12 protein-coding genes are annotated in these 15,745 nt (G+C 73.0%); 4 read left to right on the top strand and 8 right to left on the bottom strand.

Features of this window, described 5'->3' with window-relative positions; translation table 11 throughout:
• Positions 1–127: 127 nt before the first annotated feature.
• The 3 genes from AC5L36_RS15975 to AC5L36_RS15985 all read right to left on the bottom strand — a co-directional run bounded on the left by AC5L36_RS15975 (position 128) and on the right by AC5L36_RS15985 (position 4,517).
• On the bottom strand, positions 128–997 hold the full coding sequence (locus AC5L36_RS15975; protein ID WP_441216485.1) for a phytanoyl-CoA dioxygenase family protein: 870 nt from the start codon (positions 995–997) through the stop codon (positions 128–130).
• Positions 998–1,246: 249 nt separating this feature from the next.
• Positions 1,247–1,780, bottom strand: coding sequence for a ricin-type beta-trefoil lectin domain protein (locus AC5L36_RS15980; RefSeq protein WP_441216487.1), 534 nt, complete (start codon positions 1,778–1,780; stop codon positions 1,247–1,249).
• Position 1,781: 1 nt separating this feature from the next.
• A complete protein-coding gene (locus AC5L36_RS15985; RefSeq protein WP_441216488.1) occupies positions 1,782–4,517 on the bottom strand; it encodes an Hsp70 family protein in 2,736 nt (911 codons plus the stop codon).
• A 141-nt stretch (positions 4,518–4,658) separates the two neighbouring features.
• Here AC5L36_RS15985 and AC5L36_RS15990 point away from each other — a divergent pair, with 141 nt between their 5' ends.
• From AC5L36_RS15990 to AC5L36_RS16000, 3 genes are read left to right on the top strand one after another with little or no spacing between them, the layout of a single operon-like run.
• Positions 4,659–6,116, top strand: coding sequence for an IucA/IucC family protein (locus tag AC5L36_RS15990; protein WP_441216490.1), 1,458 nt, complete (start codon positions 4,659–4,661; stop codon positions 6,114–6,116).
• Positions 6,117–7,703, top strand: a complete 1,587-nt coding sequence (locus AC5L36_RS15995; protein ID WP_441216492.1) for an IucA/IucC family protein — start codon at positions 6,117–6,119, stop codon at positions 7,701–7,703. It begins immediately after the preceding gene.
• A complete protein-coding gene (locus AC5L36_RS16000) occupies positions 7,693–8,817 on the top strand; it encodes an alanine racemase (protein ID WP_441216494.1) in 1,125 nt (374 codons plus the stop codon). The genes AC5L36_RS15995 and AC5L36_RS16000 overlap by 11 nt, the downstream gene beginning before the upstream one ends.
• Positions 8,818–8,868: 51 nt before the next feature.
• Here AC5L36_RS16000 and AC5L36_RS16005 read toward each other — a convergent pair whose 3' ends face one another.
• Together AC5L36_RS16005 and AC5L36_RS16010 are read right to left on the bottom strand one after the other, a co-directional pair.
• The gene (locus tag AC5L36_RS16005; RefSeq protein ID WP_441216845.1) at positions 8,869–9,504 is read right to left on the bottom strand and encodes an HAD family hydrolase; all 636 of its coding nucleotides are present in this window, start codon (positions 9,502–9,504) and stop codon (positions 8,869–8,871) included.
• A gap of 73 nt (positions 9,505–9,577) precedes the next feature.
• Entirely contained in the window at positions 9,578–10,279 is a 702-nt protein-coding gene (locus AC5L36_RS16010; protein ID WP_441216846.1) for a neutral zinc metallopeptidase, read from the bottom strand.
• A 68-nt stretch (positions 10,280–10,347) separates the two neighbouring features.
• Here AC5L36_RS16010 and AC5L36_RS16015 point away from each other — a divergent pair, with 68 nt between their 5' ends.
• Positions 10,348–10,860 carry a GNAT family N-acetyltransferase gene (locus AC5L36_RS16015; protein WP_441216496.1) on the top strand — a complete coding sequence of 171 codons (513 nt, stop codon included), beginning with the start codon at positions 10,348–10,350 and terminating at the stop codon, positions 10,858–10,860.
• 13 nt (positions 10,861–10,873) lie between these two features.
• Here AC5L36_RS16015 and AC5L36_RS16020 read toward each other — a convergent pair whose 3' ends face one another.
• The 3 genes from AC5L36_RS16020 to metH form a co-directional block, all read right to left on the bottom strand.
• On the bottom strand, positions 10,874–11,236 hold the full coding sequence (locus AC5L36_RS16020; protein WP_441216498.1) for a hypothetical protein: 363 nt from the start codon (positions 11,234–11,236) through the stop codon (positions 10,874–10,876).
• A gap of 11 nt (positions 11,237–11,247) precedes the next feature.
• A complete protein-coding gene (locus AC5L36_RS16025) occupies positions 11,248–11,454 on the bottom strand; it encodes a hypothetical protein (protein WP_441216500.1) in 207 nt (68 codons plus the stop codon).
• A 775-nt stretch (positions 11,455–12,229) separates the two neighbouring features.
• A complete protein-coding gene (gene metH / locus AC5L36_RS16030; RefSeq protein WP_441216847.1) occupies positions 12,230–15,733 on the bottom strand; it encodes a methionine synthase in 3,504 nt (1,167 codons plus the stop codon).
• Between the last annotated feature and the right edge of the window lie 12 nt (positions 15,734–15,745).

The following is a 15,745-nucleotide window of genomic DNA, read 5'->3' on the forward strand; positions in this document are numbered from 1 at the left end:
ACCCGGCCACGCATATAACGGCGCCCGCTAGATGTTCGATAATGCACATTATGTCAACTAGAACGGGCGGCCCCGCTCACGCGAAAGGCCCGGCCATGGCGGCCGGGCCTTTCGAGGGGTGGAGCGGTTACGGCTTGAGCGGAGGGTGCTTCGGGTCGAGCAGGTCGTTCTCCTTCAGCAGGCCGTACAGCGGGACCTGCTCCGGGTAGTGACCCCACGCGTGGTCGCCGTCGCCGTCCTCGAGTCCGATCAGCTGCCGCTGCACCGGCGTCAGGCCCGGGAAGTCGTCGGTCGTCTCGCGGGTGTGCACCCAGCGGTACGTGTACCCGAAGAAGACGCCCTTGCGGGTGATCTCCGAGTAGTTGTTCGAACGGGCGTGCCAAATGCGGCGGTCGAAGAAGACCGCGTCGCCCGGGTTGGCGGTGACCTCGATCGCGCCCTCCGGGTTGGGCCACTCCATGTCGCGGCGCGGCGGGCCGTCGATCCAGTTGGTGAGGTGGCTGCCCGGCACGACCTGGAAGTTGCCGCGGCCGGGCTGCGAGACGTCCGACAGCCAGTACGCGATCTTCACCGACAGGCGCGCCCGCGGGTCGGTCTCGATCTCGCGGTTCTGCCGGCCGCCGTCCTGGTGCCACTCGAAGCGGAACGGCTTCTTCTCGGTCAGCGGCGGGTGCACGTCCAGGTGCGAGTGGTACACGTGCACGTTCCAGCCCAGCATCGACCACACCAGGCCGAACACCTTCGGGTGGTCCAGCAGCGGAGCCAGGTCGTGGCAGCTGCCGACCGCGTTGAGCTTGTGCAGCGACCGGTCGGCGGCGAGCTTGCCGGCGGCGGCGTGCTCCTCGTAGACCCGGTCAACAGCCGCCGCGTAGTGGGCGACCTCGTCCTCGGAGAGCACGCCGGGGACGACGATGAAACCGTCCCGCTCGAAGTCGGCGCGCTGCTCGTCGGTCATTGCGGTGCCCGGATGGGGACGGGCCGAGACAGGGGTGGTCACGAAGGGGTCCTTTCCTCCCGTGGACAGTCTTCTACGCTGCGTACGACGAGCCGCCCTCGCCGGGACGTTGCCTTCCAGGCCCATGAAGTTCCTGTGAAACAGCCACGTCTGACGGAGGGTGTCGGGCAGCTGACGTACGGTGCGTGCCGGTCATCGCCGGCGACGACCCGGAAGACTACTCGCATTACGCAACACTGATCAGCCCCGGGAGACGGGCCGTCGCATCAAAATCAGTACGGGCGCGCCGGGCTACTGGATGATCCAGTCCCACTGAGCGGCCGCGCCGCTGGTGGTGACCGTCGTCGCGGCACCAGACGTGGTGGCCGCCAGGTAGCGGGACGTCACCGAGCTGCGGATGAGGTCCCAGTCGCCAGAGACGATCGAATACCATTGGGCCGTCGCGCTGGAGCAGGCCGATGAGGTGACCGCCCCCGTGACCGCGTTGTGGCCAACGCATACCGAGCGCTGGTAGCTGCGGATGGCGTACGTAGCGCCGTCAAGCTCGGTGTACCAGAGCTGGAAGACGCCGCCGTTGCAGCTCTGCACCGAGATGACATTGCTGGTGTTGATGGCCAGGCACTTCCCGGTCAACCTGTTCTTGATCGTGAACAGGACCGGAGCGGCACTGGCCGGCGCGGCCGTCACCAGCACGCCGCCCGCGGCGGTCACCGCCGCCACCCCAAGACCGAGCCACACCCTGAACTGGCGCGCGAACCCCAGCACGATGCCTCCCCCGCGAAATCGATGAAGACATTCAAACACATCGACGCCGCGACTGTCCACTCTAGACCTTGGCGCGCAGCACCGTCACCTTTCTGTCCTTCGTCACCACAGCTAGCACGTCACCGCCGATCGCCAGCTGCTCCGGCGCCTCCGTACCCACGTCGACCGCCTTCGTCGCCTCGCCACCGACAGCCGCGACGTACACCTGCCACCGCAGCTCCGTGCCCGCAAGCCGGGTGTCGCGGATCACCATCCGCCCGCCGTGGAGAGCCTCCATCGACCCTCCGTCCGGAAGCGGCCGCAGCACCTTGCCGTCCGGGCCCAGCACACTCCCCTCGGTCACCGCCGAGAACGTCGCCTTCCCCAACACCAGACCCGCCGGCGTCACATACCAGCTGGCGTCGTCCCCGGACGCGACCAGCGCCTTCCACGCCTCCTTGCCGCTGCGCACGTCGATCGCCGACACCCGGCTCTGCGCGTCCGCGTCGATCGCCACGCACACCAGGAACTCGCCGCACGGCTTCACCCGCTCGACCGTCTGCCCGGCCGGCAGCGGCACCGTCCACGCCTTGCCGAAACCGGACAGCTTGTAGCCGGCCAGAACCTCCCGGCCCTTGCCGACATCGTCGTTCTGGACCCCGATCACCAGCCCGCCGTACACCGTCCAGTACTCGTTCTTCAACGGCAGCGTCCCCGACGACTTCGGCCGGCCGGTCGCGGCGTCCACCACCGCTCCCCTGCCCTCGTCCGCCTCCAGCTCCACCACCGCGCCGGTACCCGCGGTCAGCGCGTCGAACAGCACCCCGTCCACACCCGGCAACGCACCACCCTTGGCACCCACCCACTGCCGCACCGGCTCGACCCGGTGCTCGTCGATGGCCAGGGACTCCTCGCTGCCCGGCACCCGCTTCCACTTCTGCTTGCCGGTACGCAGGTCCACCCGCAGCAGCTGGTGCCCGTTGTGCGAGTCCTCGACGTCGACCACCACGTCGGTGCCCAGGTAGGCGACGTCGGTACGCGACTCCCACCCGCCCTTCCACCGCGGCGCGCCATCCGTGGCGGACAGCACCGCGCGCACGTCGTCGCCGCCGTCGGTGACCGAGTTGTCCCCGTCCACGACGATCAGGTCGCCGACCGCGGTCAGCTTCACACCCTCCGGCTCGAACGACACCCGCGTCGTCCACTTGGCCGTGCCGCCCTTGGCCGGCAACGCCGTCACCTCGGTGAAGCCGCTGCCCACCGCGGCCACGACCACGTTCTCCCCGGACACCGTCACCGCCGCCGCGCCCGGCTGCGACAGCGGGAACGTGCCACCCGAACCCAGGTCGCCCTTCCCGGCGCCGCTGTCGTCGTCCGGCTGCCCGAAGTTCAGGCCGCCGCCCAGGTCGCCGTCGAGCGTGCGGCTCAGCCACCTACTCCCCTGCACCACACCCGCCACCAGCGCACCCACCACCAGGAACACCACACCGGCGAACACCGCCCGGCGCACCGGCCGCTTCTTGCGTTTCACCGGCGGCACCGGGTTGACCATCGGCGGGCGCGGCGGCGGCATCCCCGGCCCCTGGTGCGGCGGTGGCGGTGGCGGAAGACTCGGCGCCGGCGAGGCCGGGATCGGCGCCGACACCACCCCCGCCGGAAACGGCGACGACACCGGATACGGCCCGGCCGGCGAACCGAACGGCCCCGACACCGGAAACGCCGCGCTCGCCGGCGCCGCCGGAGCGGCCGCCATCGCGTGCACCAGCGCCCCGTACGCCACCGGAAGCTCCGGCTGCTCCGGCACCGACGGCGCCACACCCAGGCGCGCGTGCAGCCGGCTCGCCACCATCGGGATCCGGCTCGAACCACCCACCAGCAGCAGCCCCACCAGCAGCCCCGGCTCCACACCAGCCCGCTGGAGCACCCGGCGCGTCTCGTCCACCGCCCGCGCCACCAGTGGACCCCCGACGCGTTCCAGCTCGTCGCGGGTCAGGTGCATCGGCTCCGGCCGGCCCGGCACGTGCACCGGCGCCGTCGAGGAACGGGACAGCATCTCCTTGGCCGCCCGCACCTCCGTCCAGAACGCCTGCCGCTCGCGCCGCTGCTCTCCGTCGCCCGGCTCGGCCAGCCGCCGCCACAGCTGCGGGTCGCGGACCGCGACGAGCTGTCCCAGGTGGGCGACGAGCGCGCTGTCCACGTCCAGGCCGCCCAGGTCGTCGAGGCCACCCGTCGCGAGCACCCGCAGCCCGGCCGGCTCCCGCCGCACCACCGCCACGTCGAACGTGCCGCCGCCGAAGTCGAACACCCCCAGGCAGCCACCCGGCGGCACCTGCTGGCCCAGCACCTGCATGCAGTACGTGGCCGCGGCGATCGGCTCGTCCAGCAGCGTCACCTGACCCAGCCCGGCCCGCCACGCGGCCGCGCGCAACACGTTGCGGCGCGGCTGCCCCCAGTCGGCCGGGCAGGTGAGCACCGTCGCGCCCTCCGGCGAGATCCCGGCGTTGCGCGCCTCGTCCGCCACCCGCCGCAGCGAAGCCGCGAGCAGCTGCTCGACCGGCACCTCGTGCTCGCCGAGCAGCACCGTGCCCTCGTCGACGCGGCGCTTGGGGTGCGGCTCGAACCGCTCCGGCGACGCCCCGCCCAGCCGGGTGCCGTCGCGGCCGGTGTGCAGGCCGCCGGTCGCGTCGACGAAGACGCCCGACGACAGCAGCGGCGTGCCGTCGAACAGCAGCGTCCGCGGCTCCTGCCCGCCCCGGCGTACCACCGCCACGGTGTGGGTCGTGCCCAGGTCCACCGCGAGGCGTACCGATCCGTCCACGCCGCCACCCCTCCCCTGTCGCGCCGCCGCCGGATGGTACCCGCGGGCGTCCAGCCGTCGGCGCTGAGGTCGTGCGCGTCCCGTGGCCGTAGGCACACCCTGTAGAGCGTCCTAGGATACTAGTTTCGGGAAGATGGACGCGTGCACGCCCCCGACCCGGCCGCGACCCTGACCGCGCTGCGCGGCGCCCGGCCGGATCTGGTCGTCCCGTTCGAGCGGGCGCTGCCCGGGGCGCGGGCCGCGGTCCTCGGCCGCCTCTGGGGCGCCTACACCCGCGAGCCGATCCCGGGCGTGCGGCGGCGCGAGCCGGGCGCCGTGCACCTCGACGCGGGCGTGCTGACCGGCCCGGCGGACGCGGCCGAGCCGTACGCGCCGGCACCCGACGGCCTCACCGTGCGCCTCGACGGCGTGCCGTACACCGACCCGGCCGCGCTGGCCCGCGCGCTCGGCCATCCCGGGTTCGCCGTCGAGGTCGACAACAGCGTCGCCAACCTCGCCCTCGCCCGCACCGCGCCGGCCCGCGCGCCCACCCTCACCGGCACCCTCGCCGAGCTGGAGCAGTCCGTCGTGGACGGACACCCCCTGCACCCCTGCTGCCGCACCCGGATCGGCATGTCCACACCGGAGGTGCTGCGGTACGCCCCCGAGCACCGCCCGGTCGTCCGCCTGCACGTGGTGCGGGTGCCACCGGCCCGCTGGTACGGCGGCGGCCCGCCCCTGCTGCTGGTCCACCCGTGGCAGCGCGAGCACGTCCTCGACGCGTACCCGTGGCTGGTGCCGGTGGGACGCCAGCCGGCGCGGCCGCTGATGTCCCTGCGCACGATGGCGCTGCCGGGTGGCGCCGTCCACGTCAAGACGGCGGTCGACGTGACGATGACCTCGGCCGTGCGGACCGTGTCACCCGCCGCGGTCCGCAACGGGCCGGCGGTGACCGCGCTGCTGCGATCCCTCGCCACACCCGGCCTGGACGTACTGGCCGAAGACCGGGCCGGCGCGGTGCTCGTCGACGGGGAGCCGTCGCGCAGCCTCGCCTACCTGCGGCGGCGCGTGCCCCGCCTGGCACCGGGCGAGGTGGCCGTGCCGTTCGCCGCGCTGGCCGCCGCGGTCCGCGCCGGGCACCCACTGCCCGACCCGCTCGGCTTCTTCACCGCGCTCGCCGGCGTCCTGCTCGACCCGCTGCTGCACCTGCTGCGCCACGGCGTCGCCCTGGAGGCGCACGGCCAGAACACCCTCGTCGTGCTCCGCGACGGCCACCCGACCCGCCTGCTGTACCGGGACTTCGGCGGCGTGCGGATCAGCCCGGCCGCGCTGCGCCGCGCGGGCGTGGAGGCGCCGCCGCTGCACGGCGACCTGGCCACCGACGACCCGGACGCGCTGCGCGCCAAGCTCCTCGCCGCCGCGGTCAGCGGCACCCTCGCCGAGCAGGTGGCCGCCTTCGCGCACGCGTACTCGATCATGCCGGAGCTACTGTGGACCCGGGCCGCCCGCCCCGAGCTGCGCGACGGCCCGCTGCCGGTCAAGGCCACCACCGCGATGCGCCTGGCCACCGACCCACTCACCGACGTGTGGGCGTCGCTCCCCAACCCGATGGCAGGCTAAGTGTCCGAGCTGACCGTGTGCGCCTACTCCCCCGGCACCGTCCGCGACGCGGCCGCCCACACCGAGACGCACCTCACGGTGCTCGCCCCCCACCTCCGCGCACCGTTCAAGGCCGCGCTGCCACAGGCCGCGGCCGCCGTCGGCCGCCGGCTCCTCGGCGCGCTGTGGCGTGAGGACCTCGCCGGCACCCGCCTCCGGTACCGCGGGATCGGGCGCCCGCACGCCTTCGACCGGGTCGAGTTCGACACGGTACCGGCCGACGACCCGGTCGACCTGCTGCCGCCGTCCACGGTGGAGGGTCGCGGGTGGACACTGGCCGCCGAGCTCGCCAACGCGGTCGTCAACCTGGCCATCGCCTACGCCCGGCGGCAGCACGGGGTGAGCCCGCCCGGCGACGGGCCGGACGCCGAGGCGGTGGCGCTGGAGCGGCTGGCGATCGACGGCCACAACCTCCACCCCTGCGGCCGCACCCGGATCGGCTGGGACGTCGACGACGTGCTCGCCCACGACCTGGAGGCCGGCACCACCCGGATCGGCTTCGTGGCGCTGCCCCGCGCCGCGCACGTCGGCGACGACATGGCCGCCGTCCTGGGCGGCGACGTGCCGGCCGCCCCGCCCGGCCACGTCGTGCAGCCCGTGCACGCCTGGCAGCGCGACGCCGTCCTGGCCCGCCGCTACCCCGACGTCCGGATCCTCGACGGCGACGTCCCGGCCGTGCCCACCGCCGCCCTGCGCACCCTGCTGCTGCCCGGCGGCCGCTACCTCAAGCTCTCCCTCGACATCCAGGTCACCTCCAGCCGCCGCAGCATCTCCGTCGCCAGCACCCGCAACGGGCCCGCCCTCTCCGCGCTGCTGCGCCGGCTGCTGGCCGCCGAGGAACGCGTCGTCCTGCTCGCCGAGACCGCCGGCGCGGCCCTGTCCGGCAGCCGCGACGCGTCCGCGATCCTCCGCGACGGTCTCGCCGGCCGGCTGGCCCCCGGCGAGCGCGTCGTACCCGGCGGGGCACTCCCCCTGGTGGTCGGCGACCTGCTCCGCGCGCACGGCGGCGGCCCGCTCGCGTTCCTCACCGACTACGCCCGCCTCGTGCTGCCGCCGCTGCTGCGCCTGGTCACCGGCCACGGCATCGCGCTCGAAGCCCACCTACAGAACTGCCTGCCCACCTTCGTCGCCGGCCGCCCGCACCGGCTCGTGCTCCGCGACCTGGCCGGCATGCGCCTGCACCGCCCCCGCCTGGCCGCCACCGGCGCCGAGCTGACCCTGTGGCCCGGCTCGGTGATCGGCACCGACGACCTGTACACCACGCGCGCCAAGCTCGGCTACACCGCCTTCCAGGCCCACCTGGGCGAGCTGGTCATCGCGCTGGCCGGCCACGGGCTGGACGAGACGGCCGGCTGGCGGGCGGTCCGCGAGGTGGTCGACGAGACCTACGAGCCGCTGCGCGCCGACCCGGTCACCGCCGCCGCGGCGGCCGCCGACCACGCCGCGTTCACCGCCGACCGGGTGCCGCACAAGGCCCTGGTCCGGATGCGGCTGACCGGCGACGGCGACGTGTACATCCCGGTCCGGAACCCGCTCCATGCTCCCTGACCTGACCCGGCTCCCGTCGCCGGTCTGCGCGTACGTGTACGACACCTCGGTCCTGCGGGCCACCGCGGCGGCCCTGCGCGCCGCGCTGCCACCCGGCGCGACCCTGCTGTACGCGGTCAAGGCCAACGGCCACCCCGCCGTGGTCCGCGCCCTGGCGGAAGTGTGCGACGGCCTCGAGGTCGCCTCCGGCGGCGAGCTGGCCCTGGCCGTCGACGCCGGCGCCCGCACGATCGCCTTCGGCGGCCCCGCCAAGACCGACGACGAGCTGCGCGCCGCGGTCGCCGCCGGCGCGCTGGTCCACGTGGAGAGCGTCCTCGAACTGCGCCGCCTCGCCCGGCTCACCTCGGCACCCCTGGACGTCGCGCTGCGCGTCAACCGGGCCGGCGGCGCGCCGGGCGGCACACACCGGATGACCGGCGCGCCCACCCCGTTCGGCATCGAGGAGGCCCAGCTGCCCACGGCCGCCGCCCTCGCCGCGGCCCTGCCGCACCTGCGGGTGGTCGGCTTCCACCTGCACGCCGTCTCCAACAACCTGGACGCCGACGCGCACACCGCGTTCGTCGACGAGTCGGTCCGCTGGTCCGTCGCCATGGCCGCCCGCCTCGGGATCACCCTGTCCTACGTGAACGTGGGCGGCGGGCTGGGGGTCGACTACTCGGGCCGGGAGGCTTTCGAGCTGCCCCGTCTGCGCGCCCAGCGGCCGCCGCCCGGCGTGCGGCTCGCGTTCGAACCCGGCCGCTTCCTGGCCGCCGCCGCCGGCTGGTACGCCGCCGAGGTGCTCGACCTCAAACACACCCACGGCCGCTGGTTCGCCGTGCTGCGCGGCGGCACCCACCACTTCCGGCTCCCCGCCGCCTGGGGCTACAGCCACCCGTTCCAGATCCTGCCCCGCGCCGAGTGGCCGTACGACTTCCCCCGCCCCGAGATCCGCGACGCCGAGGTCGACGCGACCGGCGAGCTGTGTACCCCGCGCGACGTGCTCACCCGCGGCCAGCACGTCGACCGGCTACGCGTCGGCGACGTCCTGGTCTTCCCGAACGCCGGCGCCTACGGCTGGGACATCTCCCACCACGACTACCTGCGCCACCCCCACCCCCAGATCCTGGTGGTGTGAGGCCGCCGACCCCGGCCGGCCGCACCGCGTCGGGCCCGCGTCGCGCCCGCCTCAGCGGGCCAGGCCGCCGAGCAGCTCCAGGTCGACGCCGGCCAGGCTTTCGAGAAGGTGCAGGCCGTCGGCCGGGTCGAGCGGCACCTCACTCGGCACCCCCAGCACCGCCGCACCCGCGGCGAGGGCACTGGTCACCCCGGCCCGCGAGTCCTCGATCGCCACGCACCGCTCGATCGGCACCCCGAGCAGCCGCGCCGCCAGCCGGTACGGCTCCGGGTCCGGCTTCGGCGCGCGCACCTCGTCACCGGCCACCACCACGTCGAAGTTGTCCCGCCCCAACGTCTCCAGGGCCACCTCGACCAGCGGCCGCGCCGTCGAGGTCACCAGCGCGGTCGGCAGACCCGCCGCCCGGACCGCCCGCAGCAGCCCCAGCGCGCCCGGCCGCCACACCAGCCCGGTGCGGAACAGCTCGGTCATCCGCCGCCCGATCCACTCCTGGCTGGGCGCCAGCTCACGCCACTCCTGACCCAGGTCGGCGTGCAGGATCCGCATCGAGGTGGCGGCGTCGCTGCCCACCATCGCCACCCGCGCCGCCTCGGACAGGCTCCCGCCGTACTCGGCGGCCAGCTCGCGCAGGGCGACATCCCACAGCCGCTCACTGTCGACGAGCGTCCCGTCCATGTCGAACAGCACCGCGGCCAGACCAGTCACAACCCCGATCTTCCCCGATCCACCCGCCCGGGGGCCGCCCGCTGTGGCCGACGCCTCACCCGACGTCGCAGGGTTCCAGCGAGCCCTCGTACCCCTCGAAGAACGCGTCCGTGCGCTGCTCGGCCGTGCCGTGCGCGCCCGGCGCGAACCACGGCACGCTCGGATCGTCACCCACCGCCAGCAGCCCCCGCCGGAACTCGTCGATGTCACCCTGGGCCAGCCTGAGGGCGCCCGCCTTGACCGAGTCGCCGATGTAGGCGCCGGCCATGCAGTCGGCCTGGAGCTCCTGCTGGATCGTGAAACGCAGCGCGATGCCCAGCCGCGCCTGGACGGCGTGCGCGTACTCGTGGCCCAGCAGGTAGAAGATGAACGCGTCGCCGACCTGCCGGAACGCGCCCACCGCGAAGTTGACGTCGTACGCGATGAAGTCGCCCGCCGAGCAGTACGCCGCGTTGTTGCGGGTCAGCGGCTGGCCCCCGCACGCCACCTCGCCCTCCTGCCGGTACGGGACGATCCGCCGCACCGGCTCGAAGCCGCGCACCCGCTGCCCCCAGTAGCCCTCCGCCACCTCGACCGCGCCCTCGACGTCACGCTCGAACTCCTCGGCGGTCATCGTGCCGTCTTCCTGCTCGCCCGGTGACTCCTCCGCCGACGCGGGCGGCGGCCCCTCCGGCGGCTCACCCTCGCCGTCGGTGCCCACGAAACAGGCCGCCGACAGCAGTGCCAGCACCAGCCCGGCCACCCGCACCCACCGCATCCTCACGTCCCGTTTGTACCCCCGGGCGGCAACCGGCAAGCGTGCGCCAAGGCCCTAGGCTGGCGCGCGTGGACGAGGCGAACGTGGCCCTCCGGCCGGCCACCGCGGACGACTTCTGGGTGTTCGAGCGGCAGGCCGTCGACCCGGACGCCGCCGGCACCTTCAACTGGTCCGGCTACCGCGACGTCCGCGCCACCCGGCGCCGCTTCGAGGAGAACGGCCTGATCACCCCCGACGGCGGCTGCCTGGTCGTGGAGCACGACGGCACCGCGGCCGGCACCGTCGTGTGGCGCAAGGTGGACTACGGCCCGCCGGCCTGGTGGTGCTGGAACATCGGCATCTCGCTGCTGCCCGACCAGCGGGGCAAGGGCGTCGGCACGATCGCCCAGAAACACCTCGTCGCCTACCTGTTCGACACCACCCCGGTCCAGCGCGTCGAGGCGTACACCGACGTGGAGAACGTCGCCGAGCAGCGCGCCCTGGAAAAGGCCGGCCTCACCCGCGAGGGCGTCCTGCGCGCCACCCAGTTCCGCGAAGGCCGCTGGCGCGATCTGGTCATGTACGCCATCGTCCGCCGCTAGTCCACCCGCCGGCTCAGATGGCGATGACGTCGAGGCCCGCGCTCTCGTACACGTCCGGGTGGGCGGTCACCACGTAGACGGCTTCGTCGTGGGCGACCGGAAGGGCGGCGCAGGCACGGCCGACGGTGCCGAGCAGATGCGCGGCCGCCGCCACCTCACGCCATTGACCGCCGTCGAGCGGCAACCACTCGGCGAACTGATGCTCGCCAAGGACCGCCAGCAACGACATGGCCTCTTTGTCGGCACCGTGAGCGGCCTCGACGAAGCAGAGGACAGGCAGCCCGAAACGCACTTTCTCGTCGCTCAGCTCCCTGATCAGCTCGCCCACCTCGAGCGAACGAGCCGCGTACAGCCGGATGGCGCTGGTGTCCAGCACCGCCCGCAACGTCACGCCGCGTCGAGGCGATCGAGGAACGCCGCGTGACGCCGCTCGCGCTCCTCGGGCGTCCACCGCGCGTCGGCGGCGGCCAGCCGCGCCCGCACGTGCTCCCGCACCCGCGCGACCTGCTCGGGCGTGGCCTGCTCGTAGGTCAACCCACGCAGCTCCTCCGGCAGCGCCGGCACCGGCTCGGTGGAGTGATCCTGAGTCGCCATGGCCACAGACTACCGGTCAACTCGCACACGACGCCAACGCCGTGGTGCCCGCGCGCCAACGACTGGACCATTGGGCGAAAGAATGTCCGCACTCCATGGCGCCCATTCCGCTCCGACAGGTTGCCATGTCGAAGTCTCGCATCACCATCTCGTTAGCGTCGAGCGCTCCGCCGACGATTCGCCCACCGGCTATCGGAATCAGCATTTGCGATCTGTCAATTGCCCCGACATAAACAGAGACGACAAGAGATACAGATTTGGGCTACCGCGATGCAGGCCGTGGTCCGGACCGCTGCTCCCGCGGCCTCACCCGTCCGCCGCTGGTTGTTCCTTGCTTTGCGGTTTCGGCTTGGCTTGTGGTTGCGGTTAGGTCGGCGCCTCCGGCGGGGCCTCCCAGGGTTTGGGGGATGTGGCTCGGCATGTGGGCGGTGCCATGATCGTTCGCCCGGAAACCACACGACACGCCGGGGAGAGCGCGGGTATCGGGCGAACGATCATGCGATGCGGCCGCCGCGGCCCCGCACCTCCCACGGGACGGGACAATCGGCTCAGGATCTGGAAGGCGTCGTGATCGTTAGCCCGGAACCCGTGTGACACGCCGGCGAGAACACGGGTTTCCGGCTAACGATCACCGAAGCGCCGTGGATACCGGACTTGCGAAGCCTTGCTTGGCCTCTGAGCCGCACGCGGTCTCAAACTCCGAAAGTCGAGAGGTTCAGATGGCCACGATCCACAAGACGGCCCGCCGTCTTGTGGATCGTCTGATCGGGGAGCGCTACTTGGCGTTGAAGTAGTTGGCGTCCGGGTGGTGTACCACGATCGCGTCGGTGGCCTGCTCCGGCACCAGCTGGAACTCCTCCGACAGCTGCACCCCGATCCGGTCCGCGCCCAACAGCTCGACCACCTTCGCCCGGTCCTCCAGGTCCGGGCAGGCCGGATACCCGAACGCGTACCGGCAGCCCCGGTAGTCGGTGCGCAGCAGGCCGGCCAGGTCGGCCGGGTCGGTGTCGGCGACCGTGCCGCCGCCGGGCAGGACCAGCTCGGTGCGTACGCGCTTGTGCCAGTACTCGGCGAGCGCCTCGGTCAGCTGCACCGACAGCCCGTGCACCTCCAGGTAGTCGCGGTACTCGTTGCGGGCGAACATCTTCGCCGTGTACTCGCTGATCGGCTGCCCCACCGTCACCAGCTGGAGCGCCACCACGTCCAGCCCCTCCGCGCGGGGGCGGAAGAAGTCGGCCAGGCACAGCCGCCGCTCCTGGCGCTGCCGCGGGAACGTGAAGCGGGCCCGCTCGGAATGCCCGTTTTCGTCCAGGATGACCAGGTCGTTGCCCTCCGAGTAGGCCGGGAAGTACCCGTAGACCACCGCGGCCTCCAGGACCTTGTCGGCGGTCAACCGGTCCAGCCAGTACCGCAGGCGGGGCCGCCCCTCGGTCTCCACCAGCTCCTCGTAGGTGGGGCCGGAGCCGCCGCGGGAGCCGCGCAGGCCCCACTGCCCCAGGAACGTGGCCCGCTCGTCCAGCAGCGCCGCGTAGTCCGCCAGCGCCAGCCCGCGCACCACCCGGGTGCCGAAGAACGGCGGCGCCGGCACGTCGACGTCGCGGGCCACGTCGGAGCGGACCGAGTCGTCGCTCAGCTCCGGCAGCGACTCGCTGACCATCGCCCGCTGCCGTTCGCGGCGCTCCCGGCGGGCGGCCAGCGCCGCCTCGCGGGCCGGGTCGACCATCGGCGCCTCGCCGCGCTTGGCGGCCATCACCCGCTCCATCAGGGACAGTCCCTCGAACGCGTCGCGGGCGTAGTGCACCTCGCCGGTGAACATCGAGCGCAGGTCGTCCTCCACGTACGCGCGGGTGAGCGCCGCACCGCCGAGCAGCACCGGCCACCGCTCCGCGACACCGCGGGTGGCCATCTCCTGGAGGTTCTCCTTCATGATGACCGTGCTCTTGACCAGCAGCCCGGACATGCCGATCGCGTCCGCCTGGTGCTGCTCGGCCGCGTCGAGGATCGCGTTGATCGGCTGCTTGATGCCGATGTTGACGACCTCGTACCCGTTGTTGGACAGGATGATGTCGACCAGGTTCTTGCCGATGTCGTGCACGTCGCCGCGGACGGTGGCCAGCACGATGCGGCCCTTGCCGCCGTCCTCGGCCTTGTCCATGTGCGGCTCCAGGTAGGCCACCGCGGTCTTCATCACCTCGGCCGACTGGAGCACGAACGGCAGCTGCATCTGCCCCGACCCGAACAGCTCGCCGACCACCTTCATGCCGTCGAGCAGGATGTCGTTGATGATCGCCAACGCCGACCGCGAGGTCAGCGCGTCATCGAGGTCGGCCTCCAGGCCGTTGCGCTCGCCGTCGACGATGCGCCGCTTGAGCCGCTCGTCCAGCGGCAGCCCGGCCAGCTCCTGCGCCCGCGTCGCCCGCGCCGACGCCACGTCGACACCCTCGAACAGCTCGATGAACCGCTGGAGCGGGTCGTAGCCCTCCCGCCGCCGGTCGTACACCAGGTCGAGCGCGACCGTGCGCTGCTCGTCCGGGATCTTCGACATCGGCAGGATCTTGCTGGCGTGCACGATCGCGCTGGTCAGCCCCGCCTCCACGCACTCGTGCAGGAACACCGAGTTGAGCACCTGGCGGGCGGCCGGGTTGAGGCCGAAGGAGACGTTCGAGATGCCCAGCGTGAAGTTCACCCCGGGGTACCGCTGGGCGATCTGCCGGATCGCCTCGATCGTCTCGATGCCGTCGCGGCGGGTCTCCTCCTGCCCGGTCGAGATCGGGAACGTCAGGCAGTCGACCAGGATGTCCGGCACCGCGAGCCCCCACCGGCCGGTGAGGTCGTCGATCAGGCGGGAGGCGACCCGCACCTTCCACTCCGCGGTACGCGCCTGCCCCTCCTCGTCGATGCAGAGCGCCACCACGCCGGCGCCGTGCTCCCGCACGATCGGCATCACCCGCGCGTACCGCGACTCGGGCCCGTCGCCGTCCTCGAAGTTGACCGAGTTGACCACGCAGCGGCCGCCGAGCATCTCCAGCCCGGCCTCGATGACAGCCGGCTCGGTCGAGTCCAGCATGATCGGCAGGGTGGAGGCGGTGGCGAAGCGGCCGGCCAGCTCGCGCATGTCCTCCGCGCCGTCCCGCCCCACGTAGTCGACGCACAGGTCGAGCAGGTGCGAGCCGTCCCGCGCCTGCCCCCGCGCGATCTCCACGCACGACTGGTAGTCACCGGCGAGCATCGCCTCGCGGAACGCCTTCGACCCGTTCGCGTTGGTGCGCTCACCCACCATCAGCACGCTCGCGTCCTGCGCGAACGGCACGTGGTGGTAGATCGACGACACGCCGGCCTCGGTGGTCGGCCGGCGTGGCGCGGCGTGCGCCCCGCCGAGGCGCTCCGACACCACCCGGACGTGCTCGGGCGTGGTGCCGCAGCAGCCCCCGATCAGCGACACGCCGTACTCGTTGACGAACCGGTCCAGCGCCTCCGCCAGCTCGTCCGGGGTCAGCGGGTAGCGCGCCCCGTCGGCCGTCAGCTCGGGCAGGCCGGCGTTCGGCATCACCGACAGCGGCACCCGCGCGTGCTGCGACAGGTAGCGCAGGTGCTCGGTCATCTCGGCCGGCCCGGTCGCGCAGTTGAGCCCGATCAGGTCGACGCCCAGCGGCTCCAGCGCGGTCAGCGCGGCGCCGATCTCGCTGCCCAGCAGCATCGTGCCGGTCGTCTCCACCGTCACGTGGCAGATCAGCGGCACGTGCCGGCCCGCCTCCGCGGCCGCCCGGCGCACCCCGATCACCGCCGCCTTGGTCTGGAGCAGGTCCTGGCAGGTCTCCACGATCAGCGCGTCGGCGCCGCCGGCGATCAGCCCGGCCGCGTTCAGCTGGTACGCGTCGCGCAGCGCCGCGTACGGCACGTGGCCGAGCGTCGGCAGCTTGGTGCCCGGCCCGATCGACCCGAGCACGAACCGCGGCCGCTCCGGCGTGGCGAACCGGTCGGCCGCCTCCCGCGCGATCCGCGCCCCCGCCTCCGACAGCTCGAAGATCCGGTGCGGGATGTCGTACTCACCGAGCGCGGCGAGGTTGGCGCCGAACGTGTTGGTCTCGACACAGTCCGCGCCGGCCGCGAAGTAGGCCTCGTGCACCTCCCGTACCACGTCCGGACGGGTCACGTTGAGCACTTCGTTACAACCCTCGAGACCCTGGAAGTCGTCGTCAACGTCCAGGTCAGCGGCCTGAAGCATCGTGCCCATCGCCCCGTCGGCGATGAGGATGCGGTCGGCGAGCGCGTCAAGCAGCGAGTTCGGCAC

The sequence above is a fragment of the Phytohabitans sp. LZ39 genome (assembly GCF_059359075.1).